A 15,190-nucleotide genomic window follows, 5' to 3' on the forward strand; every position below is an offset into this window, starting at 1 on the left:
TTGTTTCCCAACGTATCTATCGCATATAGAGATACCTTCTGATAGAACGCTTGGGGGTTTTGGCAAATTCCTCATCACGGAGTTCAATGGAACTGATTCGGCAGTAGGCAGGAAGCGTTTCGTTGAGAAGTTTCCTGTTTTCTTCCATAATCTCCGACAACTTTTCCTTGCTGTACCCCTGCTGCTTGGCATCATCATAGTCAGGATAAACCAAGCCTACCAGCTTGTCTCTGTCTTGAATCACCACACTTTCGCTCACCATGTTCATGGAATTCAGCTTGTCCTCTATCTCTTCGGGATATATGTTCTGTCCGTTGGAGCCAAGAAGCATGTTTTTGGAGCGACCTTTGATAAACACATTGCCGTTGGCATCCATCAAGCCGAGGTCGCCAGTGTGGAACCATCCGTCGGCATCAATACTTGCCTGTGTGGCTTCTTCGTTCTTATAATAGCCCAGCATGACATTGGGGCCCTTAACCAGAATCTCACCTGGCACGGTTTCAGGATTACTGCTGTCGATCCGCACCTGCATGCCCAGTGCAGCCTTTCCACACGAGCCAGGCACAAAGTCTTTGTAGTCGGCATAGCAAATGATAGGCGCACACTCGGTTGCACCGTATCCCACCGTGTAACGAAAACCAATATGGTTGAGAAATGCTTCAACGTCCTGATTGAAAGCAGCTCCACCGACAATAACTTGGTAGAAATTACCACCAAAAGCGTTGGTTACTTCATCACAAACCTTTTCGAAAATCTTACGGTTGATTCCCGGGAGTTTCAACAGCAATCGAATCTTGGGATCGTCTATCTTCGGCAGTACCTTCTTGCGGATAATCTTCTCGATGATCAAGGGAACCGCAACGATAATCTTTGGCTTGACCTCTGCAAATGCTTGGGCAATAATCATCGGCGACGGTACACGACTGAGGTAATAAATATGGCCACCCTGCATGAACTCGAAGAGAAACTCGAAAGACAAGCCATACATGTGGGCCATGGGAAGTATGCTAATCATATGATCGCCGGGCTTGAATTTGTTGCCCATAGCATCAACGGCAAAGTTATAGTTGCCCAGCAAGGCTCGATAGGGCAGCATAACGCCTTTGGAGAATCCTGTTGTCCCACTGGTATAATTAATGAGTGCCAACTCGTCGGGATCCGTATCCATGTAATAGTTCACATGCTCCTCACGGAAATATTTCGGGTATTTCTTTCCAAAGAGTTCGTTGAGGTGTTCTCGGGCAAAGGTAAGTTTCTGGGTGCGCGACAATACCAAAGAGTAATCGGGAATATATATAATACCCTCTAACTTAGGCATTTCCTCGGCGTCGATCTGCGTGGCCACCACATCGCCCACAAAAAGCAATTTGGCATCCGAGTGGTTGACAATATTATGTATCTGGTCTGCCGTAAACTCATGAAGGATGGGCACGGCTACCGCACCATAGGTCAGAATTGCGAGAAAAGCTGCTGCCCATGCAGCACTGTTGCGACCTGCCAAGGCAATTTTATCGCCCTTCACCACACCCGAGTTCTCGAACATGATGTGTAGCTTTTCTATTTTTCTGGCTACGTCGTGATATTGTAACGTGGATCCCTGAAAATCGGTAAGTGCATCGCGATGCCAATTTTCAATAATGCTCTGTTGGATAAACTGGTTAAAGCTTGTATATTTCTCCATAATTTATCTACCTAAATATTATAGCAGAGTGTAATTTTGGTTTTCAAAAATCTGTTTAGATTTATACTGGTTTGGTTGATGATAATAGAGCTTTCAATCGCAAGATTGAACTGGTACTTGCTTCGTTGCACACTGTTCTAAATTTTGTGCAAAGATACAACGTTATATGCACATCCCCAAAAAAAATGTGCAGAATTTTCGTTCATCTACCAAACTTTGTGTCTGCTATAAAATATGTAGGTTGGGGAATTCGTTCCTATCTGAGCGCCTCCAATTCAGCCTTCAACTTTGGATCACTTGGGCGTGGTGCATCATATTTGAGGAGTTTGCCGTTCTTGTCATAGATAAGGAAGTGTGGAATACCTTGAATATTAAGCACATTAGGCAGTGAACCATCGGCATTAATCCATTGGTTGCCCTCGCAGTTCATCTCTTGCATAGCCTTTCGCCACGGAGCCTCCGTACGGTCTATGGAAATGCTGACGAATTTGACAAGTGGATTCTTGAGTTCTTTTTCAAGACGTTGTAGATGTGGTATCTCCTTGCGGCAGGGCGCACACCACGATGCCCAAAGGTCAATATAAACATAATATCCTTTCAAACTGCTGAAATCAACTGCATTGCCATTTGCATCGATAATATTAATTCCTGTAGGGAACGGCTTACCACCAATCGTAGCCTGATGGCTTTCGAAAGCCTTGATGTATTCTTCCGAAAGTCCGTACTGACTTACAGCATTCTTTATCAAATTCAAACCTTTATTGTAGTCAGCATTGTAATCGTAAAGGCGTATAAAGTTATCTAAAATAAAATTGCCAATATTCCTGATTACCTTCGGGTTATTATATTTTTCTTGTAACTCCTCGAGCAGTTCGTTCAGCGGTGCATGAGATGCTATTGTGGAACGAATACATCGATATGATTCAGGGAAGTAAAATACTTTGTCAGTATCAAGTGTTCCAAGATTAATTTTACAAAGTTGAACGAAAGGTGTAGGTTTACTGTTCGTTCTATCCCTCAAAAGATGGCTGCTGGCGCTATAACCATTAAAAGCTGCCATCGTGGCCCAAAGGCGAATATATTCTTGAACATCTGTATCTGTTTTGTAAACAGCCAGCACAGAGTCGGCAGCACTCCAGAAACCTGCAAGACTATTCTTCAACTCCTCATTGGACATTTTCTGCGCATTCATCCAAATATCTCGCAGTTTGTTCCACACCACAAGATTATAGGCTGAAAGCGCCTTGTTGTTGCTATCAATATTAATTTGTGGACATTGCCCAACGAAAGTGACCTTAAGTTTTTTCTTCTGCGTGTCTGACGATATATAGAACGGTAAATGCAGTTGCATTTGACTGTTGACTCCCAGGAGATTGTATAATCCATCGGAGGCGAGTGGAACGTCTCCGCCGAACGTTCCGTCGGCAAGAGTCAGTTCCGTAGGAGCATCCTCCTGGCCGGACATGGGCGAAATGAGAAGTTTAAGACCCTCGATAACCGAAGGGTCGTAGGTGCCTTGGATATGTATAGTCTGCGCAGCACTGGCGACAGTTATCACAGCGGCTGCAAGCGATAGAATGATCCGTTTCATGTTTATAGACTGGGGTTATAGACTGGGTTTGTAGATTATCTGTGAAATACGATCGGCCACATTCTTGTGAGTGGCGATTGGGCGTACACGGCCTTGGTTGTCGGTCTTGATGTCTGAACTCTTGAAGATATAAAAGTTCCCACGACCTGTGCTTGTAGTGACTGAACCTACATAAAGTTCGTCAGTTTTAGAATTGATATTCATGTAGGTGATCGTCTCCCCCTTAGGCATTTCGACGGCCCATTGATCCTTGTCCGGCATTGGTTTGCTGTTGGTTGGGATAAACACATAGATATGATTGTCCACAGGATAGAAATAACGATTATTGGGTTCTGAAAAGGCAAACCGAGTGCCTTGTGCAGGTACAGCGGTATTGGCTGAAACGTTAAAATCAGTAGTTTTGCCGTTGTCATCCTCAGCAATATACGCTATGCCAGCATAATCGTGCAGATGCCATTGAGTTGGGTCAGCCTTGGAACGTGTGAGGATAAGATCATGGGGTATGTACTCCAGTATGGGGGAAAGGAAACACGAAATAATCTCTTCTTGGGCAAGTCGTTCACCCGTATCGTTGAACGTGCCCATATTCATATTGAGCGCCTTCACCGTACTGGTGGTGTAGTCTACATACAAATTACTGTAGTAGACTGAACCAAATGCCGCATATGGATTTTGAAATAAGTCCTCGAAAGACTGTCCTTGGAAATATCCAAGTTCGTAGCCGAACATATACTGCTGATTGAGATGGATGAATTTCTTTCTCGATGCGTCGTAGGCGAACGGACTATACGAATCTGCATAGAACCCTGAAGCCTTGAATCCATCCACCACGTCAGCGTAACGTACACTTGATGTGATTGTAAATGAGTTGGGATCAAAGAAGTAGCTGTGGTCTTCGGTTGCCGCAATGATGCGGTGAATAGTTTTCGGCCATGTGATAAATCCATGCATAGCTCCGTATAAATGGCCAACAGTGATACCTTCGTTCATGCGCTCTATGATATGTTCCATGCAGATCTGCTTCTCTCCTTCCGCGATTTCCTCCGGTGTCATGGTCTTGACAAAGGCAAGATTGCCTTTACCATTGGCATCGTTGCTCACGATAAGGTATCCCTCCTCAAAAGTGCGACGGATGTTGATGCGATAGTCTCGGGCGGCCCCCACCCGTCCGTCGGTGACAGTAAGGTGAGCATAGTAGTTGCCGCCGTTCGTGAATCGATGACTCAGCGTTTTGTCATTGCTCACCATTTTCATTTCACCTTTGACTCCATTCTTATAAGTACCAACATACCAAGTATAGACCAGTTCGTCTTGTCCGGAATAACTAATCTTTGGTGTAATGACAGCATCGTTGCCAAGATTAAAATTCTTCACAGGCATGGAAGTGGTGTCATCAGTCTCGATACCAATAGTCGGCACCAGGACAGACACCCCCTCACTATCGTCGGAGATACAAGACGACAGCCCCATAACGAGGAGCAGCAAGAGAAAAGTAATGTGTCTTATCTTCATTCTGAATAAGTAATTGTTCTGTAAGGATTGATAAATACAAAATGCCAAAATGTTCCGAGCTTTAAGAATTTCAGGTTTGTCAGAAGCCCGGCACCTCTTGCCATTCTATGTCATGATGATCCCGATAAAGCGGCATGAGCACATACATCATCAGGAAGTCACCGTACATAGCCATCGGACCCTGGAAACGTGCAGCTTTGACAAAATATTCGCCGTAGCGTTCGTTCATCTCATTGAAAACATCCAAATTGGCTTTTGGTGCATATTCATAGAAATACTTGAAAAACAGCTGGGCATTCTCGAAAGAATAAACGGGCAACGTGGCTGTTGTGCTCCACCATTCGGGACGAATTGTTGGTCTGATATCGCTGTAAGTAATGCGGAATGAGCTTTTGCCCACACTTCTCAGCTCTTCTCCATCCTCAATATGAAGCAGAACGTGCTTGGCTCGGGTCTGAAGTTCTGGGTCATTGTCCCGCAATAGTTTAACCGTCACCACTGTACTCACTGCATTGGCCGGAAGCACGGCATTCTCTACAGTATAATGTACGCCGAGCACCATATCACTGGAGTCGGGCATGGCTTTTATTTCGATTTTGCGGTCATGGTTGGCCGGCATTCCCATAAGCATCACAGGCAACTCTATGGAATGGCTGTTGGCCGTTTCGTAATTGAACACATAGTTTACTGTGTCTACTTCATCGCCTTGGGCATTCTTATATTGAAAGAAAACTGCATCAACCTGGCTCGTGTCATAGAGTTTATAATCTTCCTCTGAGCAAGCCGTGAATATTACAGCAACTGCAAGTAGCGCACATCTAATATATTGCTTCATGACTTAGTCCTCCTGATTTCTGTATTCATACTCATCTTCCGGAATGGGAATATTGTACACCGCCTTACTACCCGGGATCACACGATTTGCGTGGTTGCTCTTGATATCACGGTTCAGACGTTTCATATTGTACCAGGTTTGTCCCTCACCAAACATCTCCTTGCGATACTCGTCAAAGAGGATATCATGGGTAAGTGTCTTGCCTTGACGCGCATAGCCGTTGAGTCCACGACTCTGAACCACCGCATCAAAATACCGCAAGGCAAGGTCGTAGTTGGTGTCGAGCAAGGCATCTGCAGCGATCAGATAGACCTCAGCCACATGAAGCACTGATATGCCCTTGATGTAACTGTCTTCATTAGCACGCTTGTTGCCTTCTATATTGTAGTAGTCCACCATTTTCTGCCACGTGGCATATCCCTTTTTCTGTATAAAGTGATCAAGTCGGCGATCCTGTTCGGTAGCACTGATGTTTCTGGCATATATTTCGGTATAGGGATCGATATAGTTAGTACCCGTAAAGGCTCCGTTGTAGTATGGCGTATAAGAAAAGAAAGTTGTGTAATTGTATAGGTATGACTTCACCGTACTTGCCCATGTTGTGGAAAACAACCCAAATATCGTCTCTTTGGGCGAGAGCACCCCAGCTACATAATCTTTCACCTCGTTCTCATTAACCAATGGAAATGCACCGCTGGCAATAACACTTTCGGCATGACGCGCGGCATTGCTAAAGTCGCCCATATACCAATAGACACGGGCAAGCAAAGCTTCGAGAGCGTAGGCATTAAGATGAGTTTCCTGCTTGTTTAGGAACTTATCATAGTTGGTGTCCTGACGCGGGTAAGTGATGATGTCGCGCTCGGCACGAAGCAGAGTCACAGCCTCTGTAAGATCGGAGAGGATATGTCGGTAGTTGGCTCCAACGGTCTCGAAAGGCTTCACCGTAGGCGAATATCCCGTCACGTAAGGTATGCCCATGGCCGTGGTGTCGGTAGGCGCAAACATGCGCAGCAACTCAAAATGAAGCATGGCACGCGCGCCGAGCATCTCACCTTTATAATAGTTATACAGAGGCAGGTCAGCAGGGCTTTTCTTCGAAAGCTGGTCGAGAATGTTATTGGCATGTCCGACGGTCTCGTACGCTTTCGTCCAAATGCTACTAAACATTTTACGCACAGTGGCATTGCTGGTATAGTCGTATTTCTCTAAAGCCTCAGCTGCCGTACTACTGGATGTCAGATTCTGAGCCAGCAACTCTGTGACCCCCCATGTGAGATTCTTACCATAGAGATCGGTGGTCTGCATCTCTCCATACACGCCGTAAATGGCATCTTCAAACCCTTTGGCAGTAGAGAATTGTTCTCGCTCCAGCTTCTCCGCTTTGGGTCTGACATCGAGGAAGTCGTCGCAGGCTGTCATCGACAGCACTACAGCACCCATCAGCAATATCTTGTATAAATTGTTTCTCATTTTTATTTCAGTAAATCTATGTTCAATGTTCGCATCTCCATTGTTCTGAACGCAAAGGCTTAGAAAGTGATGTTAAACGTAAAGTTCACACTACGGCTGTAGGGATAGCTTGTGCCACGCTCATATTTAGCCGATGTGAGTCGGAACAGGTCTGACGTTCCAACGCTGACATATACTTTCTCGGCAAAGAATTTCCGAGACCACTCGTCAGGTACATCGTAACGCAGCTGAAGACTTGAAAACCAAAACTCATTATCTCTCTCCACAAAACGGTCTGTATAGACAAACGACTTTCCACCCTCGGTAGAGATGTTCAGATAGGGCACCACGTTGCCGGGCTTATGCCACCGCTCGGTGAATGCACGCACATCGGCATTCTTCTGCGGGTCAATGTTCTCTATCTTTGAGGCGCGCGTGGAGTTATACATATCTCCGCCAAATCTATAGGAGAAACTGGTCATGAGATAGAAACGTTTCCACCGCAGCTGTGCACTGATCGACCCCTGCAAGATAGGGTTAGTATCACCACAGTTCATCAGGTCTTCCGTAGTATAGTCATAGGTGTAGCTGCCATCCTTCTTGATGAATATTTCCTTGCCGGAAGCCGGGTCTATGCCGGCCGAGCGCACAGTATAGATAGCTGTTGGCGACTCACCCTCCCGGAACTGCAGGCGTGGTGCAGCACTCTTGTCGTTGGCGGCATTCTGCTCATTCCAACGTTTCAAGGCTTCACTGATACCCAGAATGGTGGTCTTGGTATGCAGGCCGTTCAGCGTTGTCGTCAGTGTCCAGTCCTTGGTATCGACAATCCTACCCCACACACTAAACTCGACACCATTACTCTTCTGACGTCCGATATTGCTCTTGACGCTTGTCGCTCCCGACGACGGGGGCAACGACATGTCGATAAGCATGTCATCGGTATTCTCGCGATAATAGTCCAAATTTACATTCAGGCGGTCGTTGAACATCGCTGATACTATGCCGACGTTCGCTTTTTTAGTGGTCTGCCATGTCAAGTCCGGATTCGACATCCCAAGCGGCACAGCCCCTACTCCACTGTAATGCACATAATCATTGGTATAGTGATAGGTGGTTACAGCTTGATAGCTGGAAAATTTCACGCTGCCGGTATAGCCATAGCTGCCACGTAGGCGAAGTGTATTGATCCATCCGAGGCGCTTGATAAATTTCTCATTATGCAGGTTCCAGCCCACACCACCGCTCCAAAACGGTGCGTAGCGATTGTTCTCTCCAAACTTCGACGACCCTGACATACGGTAGGAACCATCCACAAAATAACGCATCTTGTAAACATAGTTGGCCGATGCAAAAAGTCCCATGCTCGTAGCAATGTCTTCTGTGCCGGAAGGGCGACCGTCAGGATAGTTGGTCGCATAGACAATGTCGCTGAGATCATTGCTCAGAAAACCCGTCGCTGCGAGATTACGCAGATAGGAACGTTGGCGCTTAGCCTCACCACCGGCATTAAGCGTGAGCATCGACCCGGCATCATCAAAGTTGATAATCCAGTTTCCCACAATCTTAGCCGACCAATTATCGCTACCAGTGTTACCCAGCTGGTAACTTCCTTTCTTCGTGTTATCAAGGGTTGTGGTAAACTGATTGCTCTCGGGCGAGACAAACGTATCCTCTGTACCACGCGTGGTATTGAAGGAACCTTGTGCCGTGACATAGAGCGTAGGCTTGAAATTATAGCGCAGGTCGAGAGAAATTTCGTTGGTTCGGCTTTCCGATTTCCTGAAGCTACTCAGTGAGGCCTCGTAGAGCGGGTTATTCTTGGCGTATGACAGCATGCGACGCAGATGGCCATGATCGTCGTAGGGCAAATCGTAAGGGTTGGCCTGGGTGTAATCAGAGAAAGTGCCATAGTTGGAAGGCTTAACCTTCAGTTCACTGTGGCTGGCGCGGAGCGTAAGGATCAGGTTTTTCACTTGGCGGTACGACAAATAGATGTCCATGCCATATCGGCTGCGCCCATCGTTTTTCATGACTCCCTGTGTGTTGGCATAGTTGCCGTTAATATTGTAGTCAAGCCCCTGTCCGCGTCCGGAAACAGATATGGAGTGGGCATGGGAGAAACTGTTGCGCACCGGTTTCGAAATCCAATCGGTGTTGATGCCGCTGCTCACCAAGGCAAGTTTGTCGTAATAGTTCTGATCCAAACTGCCATTCAACGAGTTGTAGAGCCCGGCACGTCGTTCCAGTTCCAACTTCTGGGCGGCGTTGCAAAGGTCATAACTACCAAGGTCGGCAAAGCTCAACGTCGGCGTGAACGTATAGCGCACCTTGACCGGCGACTGACTTACCCGTTTACGCTCAACGACAATAACCCCGTTGGCAGCATTCTCACCATAGAGGGCAGTGGCCGAGGCATCCTTGAGAATATCCACACGCTCAATATCGTTGATGTCAATATCGTAGAGAGCCTGCAAATTTTGCTCCACGCCGTCAATAACAATCAACGGACTGTTCAGACCACTCTCCTCACCTGTAGCCAGCGACGTTGTGCTGCGCACAACAAGGTCAGGAATCTGGTTGGGGTTGCTTCCCGCTGCATTGTTCTGACTAATGGTAATACCGGCATCCAACGTCGACAGTGCCTGCATGATATTGGTCGGGGAGATGTTACGCAGATCTTCGCCCCGGTAGGTCTGTGCCGCCCCGGTAAACGTTTCCTTGTTACGGGTGTAAAAACCCGTAACTACAACAGCCTCCAATTCCTGGCTGCTGTGCATCACGATATTTTCCGTAATTTTGTCCTCACCTTTTTTCACGTTAAGCACCTGCTTCTCCATGCCCACATAGGTGAATATCACCCTGCAACCTTGATCTCTGGGCACATAGATCTGATAGTTGCCGTCAACGTCAGATACAGCCTTCGCTGGTGTACCTTCCACCTGTATGGTCACACCGATCAGCGGTTCATTGTTCTCATCGATAATCTGCCCCTGCAACAATCGACTTTTCTGTTGCTGTTTAAGCTGGCCAACCTGTTGATTTTGGGTTGAGATCTGCTCCGTGGCACTCGCCCATGCAGGCAGTGCCAGCAGTGAGAGAACCATGGCCGCAAGCCTTCCTTTCTCCTTTAATCTTTCTGTGATATACATCGCTTATATATAATAATGTGAGGGTAATATTTTCCGCAGAGCTAACATGCCGAAGTGAATGGGCAGACAGCTATCCACCTTTTTCTTAAATTCGTTCTATAGCTTCATGCGAATGGCCTGTAAAATCAGGCCAGTCTTAAATTCCCATAAATGCCCGTTTCACCTCCGAATCCCAACATATTCCTTAACATATCAGGAAGCCAAAGTGAACAGACTATTCACACCTCCAAAATTCAGCCACAAAAATACAAAAAAAATAATAATTTGCAATAAAGATACCCTTTTATTTTAAAGGTTCTATAAAATTATGTATAAATGCTAAAGAATTAACATAAACCTCATTACCTTTTCAAGTGCTTCCATCAGAAAAAATGACTCATCCGACATTTCGAGTGATACGACAGTCATGTAGTGCATATTCATCCCTCTTCATTCTACATTCTTCACTCTTCACTTTATAAAATATTATTACCGTTTCCGGCCAATTCCTTTCGTCGCATCTGGACAAAAATGCGCCATGTTTTTGCGGATAACTTTGTTCCTGAAGAACATCAGAAACACAAGACCGATGCGGTTACAGCCTTGTGGCACCGCGATTCGAGCTTATCGATTGCGCGACCGAGCCTTTGTCGCATCGTGGTTAGAGTTTAACCGCAGTGGCGTTTGATATCTAATCGTAGACAACAAAAGCCGTATGGTAAAATCATATTTATTAAAACTCTGATTGTCAACCCACTACGAATTATCTCAAATTTCTCGAATTCCAAACCGATGGATTCTTATTTTTGAATTCGCGAAATATAGAGAGATGTTTGTCAGAAAAAATATTAGTATCTGTTGTCTCTGGATTCACCCTATACATCTGTTGATGAGAACAAAACTGCATGGATGAACGATGATCCATTTTAGTTGATGTAATAGGACACAGGAGTCACCCTCGTCGGGAATAATCTTGCATCTCGTGTTAGATTAGGGTTATCACTCCAAATGTCGGATGAACCAAAAAAGTGACTTGTTGAATCGGGTAGGAGGTTCATACAAATTGTAGGTTTTGCCTCTTACTTTTGTATTGATCCAACACCAGGAACTCGACTTTGCCACAAACTCCTCAAGACATGAAATACGGTGGTATAGAGAGTTTAAGAAGTGGATATTGTCAAATATTCACTCCAATCCCAACCATGTACATCTTGCCTACATTGGCCGTGACCGGTGTCTTTATGGCAGTATCGATCGATATTTTCCCAAATCTCGCACCTAATCCGTATGCCATATAGTTGTCTTCATCTCCCCAATGTGTACCCATTCTTAAGCTGAGATAACGGCATACGCTGTAGGCTACGCCCATCGAGAGGGTGCAACTGCTTTTGACGCGTCCATTGCCCACATAGGCTCCAGATTCTGCAGCGACAGTAAGTCTTTGGTTGCCCCATGTCGGCAAAGAAATGTTTCCGCCTATATATACGAGTGGAGTAAGCATTTTGGTGGTGTTTTGATAGCTGTAAAAGCCTACATTTCGGATTCCCATGGCGGCAGTATATGATATGTTGTGCCCATGTGAGGAGTAGGCTGCACCTGTGTTCAGCGCACAGCCATTCATGGTCAACAATGTCCTCTCGCTCATCAGTGCCGCCGTGGCATATACGGACAGGCTGCTGTTTAGTTGCAAGGCGTATCCCATGTCGAATGAGAAGCTACGCATGCATTTCCCGTTTCCAGGCACCTGGTTCATGTCTTTGTCCACGTTTTGTTCCAGCTTGCCCATGTCAAGGTATCGCATTCCTACACCTATAGCCTGTTTTTCACGTCGCCAAGTCATGGTGAGCGTGTGCCATGTGTAGTTGTTGACATGCTCGGCATTGTCAATGTAACCTAATTGATAGTCGGCTCTCATAGACGTGTCTTGCGTCATAAAAATATTGGATGGCTGTGTGTAGACGTAGCAACCGCCATCTCGCAAAGTTGTAGTCCCGCCCATACTAAGGGAGCGGGGTGATGAGGGTAGGTCTGTGATGGGAAAAGGTCGGCCTTGCGCCATCGCATGGCATGAGACGAGGCATCCGATTACGATGAGGAGATATTTATTCATGGCATTAGTTTTTAACGAACATTTCTTGGTAGGTCTTGCCTTGGCAGGTTATGTAGAGCGTGTATTGCCCCACCGTGAGGCTTGACACATCCATTGAATAAGTGCGCTTGTCAGCATCTAATGAGGAAGTGTCAAAAGCGTTAGCTTTAACCAGTTTACCCGCCACATTCCTTATTTCCCACTTTACATGGCCATCAATGGTATCTCCCACCTTAAGATATAACGTTCCAGTGGTCATCGTGGGAAACAAACTGTATATACCTTCATTCCGATATACAAACACGTCGAAGGTCATCGTGCAGCTCTGTCCGTGCTTGTCAGTGGCTTTTATGTGTATTTGTCGCTGTCCCCATGTGGAGCCCATCACGTTCATACGACCATCTTTGACGGAGATATCTGTTCCCTGGTCTTCACTGTTTATCAGTTCGTACCGAACTGAGTTCACGTCTTCGTCGTCCGTTATTTCGCGTAAATCAATTTGCGTGCACTCACCCAACCGCAGTCGTATCTTCTGCGCCTGACTCTTCATGGAAGGGGCTTTGTCTGCCACCACCTCTATGATGAATTGATAGGAACTCTTGGCGCCAAACTCGTCTCTTGCGCTAACAATGACTGGATAAACGCCCGGCATGTAATGTTTGGCCTCTATGTGTATATTTACCCCAGATTGGGTACGGACGATGCGCAATCTATCAACAGTACTGAAGGCCACAGTCCATTTATGGTTCTCAGGGTCTTCGATGCGCAGCGTGATGTCTTTGGTGTCATTGCCGGCTAACGTTATGCGCTCGCTTTCGATGTCTGGTGTGATTTGTGGTGGTGTGTTGTTGAGCGTCGCAATGCTGTTTGGCAACACAGTCAAAGTCGATTGGTGTCCATTCCTCGCCTCTGCCAATATGCCAAAATAATATTTTGTGTTGTTGTCCAAATGCGTGATGGCATATTGAAACACTTGGTTGTCTGTGGCAAATTGGGCAGGAATGTTGTACGCTTGGACATCCTTGTTGGTGTAATTGGCTGTTGTAATGGGATTTTTGGAACAGTAGAGCACATATTTTTGTAATGAGCCATCAGCCCCATTGTTTTTTGATGTCCACGCCAGCCTTATTTTACCATAATCGGGTGTAGCCTGATTGACAAGGAAAAAGGGTGCTGCGGGAGTTGTGTCGTGGTCGTAATCGGCCAGTGCCACGAGTGCGTCGGCATAGCCACTGCCCATGGAGTTGCGATATGTCTCGGTTAAATACTTGTTGTAATCTATTGGGCGAACACCTGTCAATAGTCTTTCCCTAAGTTGTTTGGCGGTGAAATGCCCGTTGCCGTATTTAGAAACGATAAGCGCCGCAATGGCCGACACGTGTGGTGTGGCCATTGACGTGCCTTGCATATAGGCATAGCCACCATTGGGATGAGCCGTGGTGGCAGGCACGGTGCTCAATATGGCAGACGTGGGCTGGCCGTCCTGCAACGGATAAAGCCCATTTACCGGTTTTGAACCACCTGGTGCCGAGATGTCGGTCCACGAACCATAGTTGGTGTACCAAGATGCACTAAAATCGGGGTTGAAAGATGATACCGACACCACAGACGATTCCGCCGAAGGCATGCTGGGGGCGGATGTGGCATCGTTACCGGCAGCAAATACCACCAATCCACCTTGCATCAGTGGTTTGTCGGTCTTGTCGCCACCTGCGTAGGTGTTAAAATAGTGGATGGCATCTTTAATAACTTGTGGCGTTTGTTTCATAATGCGATCGTATCCCCATGAGTTTTGGCTGATTATCGCTCCGTTATTGGCACCATATACTATCGCCGCCGCTTCGCGGTTGCGGTCTCCCGTGCCGATAGTTTCCGAGGAGTGTTTGTCAGATGGGTCGTAATTGGGATTGTTTCTGAATATCTGACAGCACATCAGTCTGACCCCCGTGTCGGGATTACCATTGCCTCCTGCTATGCCGCTGATGCCCTTTGCGTTGTTGTTGCGAGCGGCGATAATCCCCGCAACATGCGTAGCGTGTCGCGTGGGAGTAATGAGCGCAGTGTCTTCCGTAAAGTTATAACCGTACACATCGTCTATATATCCATTATTATCGTCGTCGATACCATTGCCTGGTATTTCATTTTTGTTAATCCAAATGCTTCCTTGCAAATCTTCATGGTGAATGTCTATACCACCATCCACAACGGCAACGACCACTGACGGGTCGCCGGTTGTCTGCCGCCAAGCCGCTTCGGCATTGATGTCGGCATGTGCAATACTGCTTGTGATGCGCTTTCCCGTACCGTCAGTATAGTTCCCTATATTGCCATTGTTACGCAGATTCCACTGTTTGTCGTACAAGGGGTCGTTAAAATATGTGCCCTCGTTTGCTCGTGTCTGCAGCTTGTCATCGCCTGGTATGTATTCAGAGCTTTCCAAAACAGCATGGTAAGCAGGCTCGGTATAGTCTGCGATAGTTTCTAATTGGTTTTGTGTAGCAGCCCTTGTGCCGCACGTTTTGGTGCTGTCCATGGCGATGGAGTACCATGTGTTGAGCGCGGCGGCTCGTTGCCTGTGCTCATCCTTGCCGGCAAAGGGAAAGATGCGCTCTATTTTATTGACTCCGACATCACGCAAATATTTATCCAGCAAGTCACTTCCTGTTGGTGTGGACAGCGTGTTTCTTGAGTTATCTATTTGCTGTATGACACATGCTTTCAGCTTGATATTGAGCCTATTAGGTATTATAGAGACATTACGCGACTCCGTCTGACTTGTCAGATCGGTGGTAGTTATCGTGTCGGTGCATGCCGTAAAGGCGACAATGGCTGTTGCTGCCAATAACTGTTGGGCAATATGAAAGCTGTATGTTATGCTGTTTGAGAACATGATATAAGT

8 protein-coding genes are annotated in these 15,190 nt (G+C 46.5%); all 8 read right to left on the reverse strand.

Features of this window, described 5'->3' with window-relative positions:
- Positions 1-16: 16 nt before the first annotated feature.
- The 8 genes from HMPREF0645_RS02205 to HMPREF0645_RS02240 all read right to left on the reverse strand — a co-directional run bounded on the left by HMPREF0645_RS02205 (position 17) and on the right by HMPREF0645_RS02240 (position 15,181).
- Entirely contained in the window at positions 17-1,681 is a 1,665-nt protein-coding gene (locus HMPREF0645_RS02205) for an AMP-binding protein (RefSeq protein WP_007173195.1), read from the reverse strand.
- A 256-nt stretch (positions 1,682-1,937) separates the two neighbouring features.
- The gene (locus tag HMPREF0645_RS12935; RefSeq protein WP_007173197.1) at positions 1,938-3,272 is read right to left on the reverse strand and encodes a TlpA family protein disulfide reductase; all 1,335 of its coding nucleotides are present in this window, start codon (positions 3,270-3,272) and stop codon (positions 1,938-1,940) included.
- Positions 3,273-3,287: 15 nt separating this feature from the next.
- On the reverse strand, positions 3,288-4,784 hold the full coding sequence (locus HMPREF0645_RS02215) for a PKD domain-containing protein (protein ID WP_007173198.1): 1,497 nt from the start codon (positions 4,782-4,784) through the stop codon (positions 3,288-3,290).
- Positions 4,785-4,863: 79 nt separating this feature from the next.
- Positions 4,864-5,619: a DUF4843 domain-containing protein gene (locus HMPREF0645_RS02220; RefSeq protein WP_007173199.1), complete on the reverse strand. Its 756-nt coding sequence runs from the start codon at positions 5,617-5,619 to the stop codon at positions 4,864-4,866.
- Positions 5,620-5,622: 3 nt separating this feature from the next.
- Complete coding sequence (locus HMPREF0645_RS02225; RefSeq protein ID WP_007173200.1) at positions 5,623-7,092, reverse strand: RagB/SusD family nutrient uptake outer membrane protein; 1,470 nt, start codon at positions 7,090-7,092, stop codon at positions 5,623-5,625.
- A gap of 59 nt (positions 7,093-7,151) precedes the next feature.
- Entirely contained in the window at positions 7,152-10,223 is a 3,072-nt protein-coding gene (locus HMPREF0645_RS02230; RefSeq protein WP_007173201.1) for a SusC/RagA family TonB-linked outer membrane protein, read from the reverse strand.
- Between the two features lie 1,156 nt (positions 10,224-11,379).
- Positions 11,380-12,312: a PorV/PorQ family protein gene (locus tag HMPREF0645_RS02235; protein WP_156777821.1), complete on the reverse strand. Its 933-nt coding sequence runs from the start codon at positions 12,310-12,312 to the stop codon at positions 11,380-11,382.
- 4 nt (positions 12,313-12,316) lie between these two features.
- Positions 12,317-15,181 (reverse strand): S8 family serine peptidase, encoded by a 2,865-nt coding sequence (locus HMPREF0645_RS02240; protein WP_007173204.1) that lies wholly within the window; start codon positions 15,179-15,181, stop codon positions 12,317-12,319.
- Between the last annotated feature and the right edge of the window lie 9 nt (positions 15,182-15,190).

It is taken from the genome of Hallella bergensis DSM 17361 (assembly GCF_000160535.1).
GTDB lineage: Bacteria > Bacteroidota > Bacteroidia > Bacteroidales > Bacteroidaceae > Prevotella > Prevotella bergensis.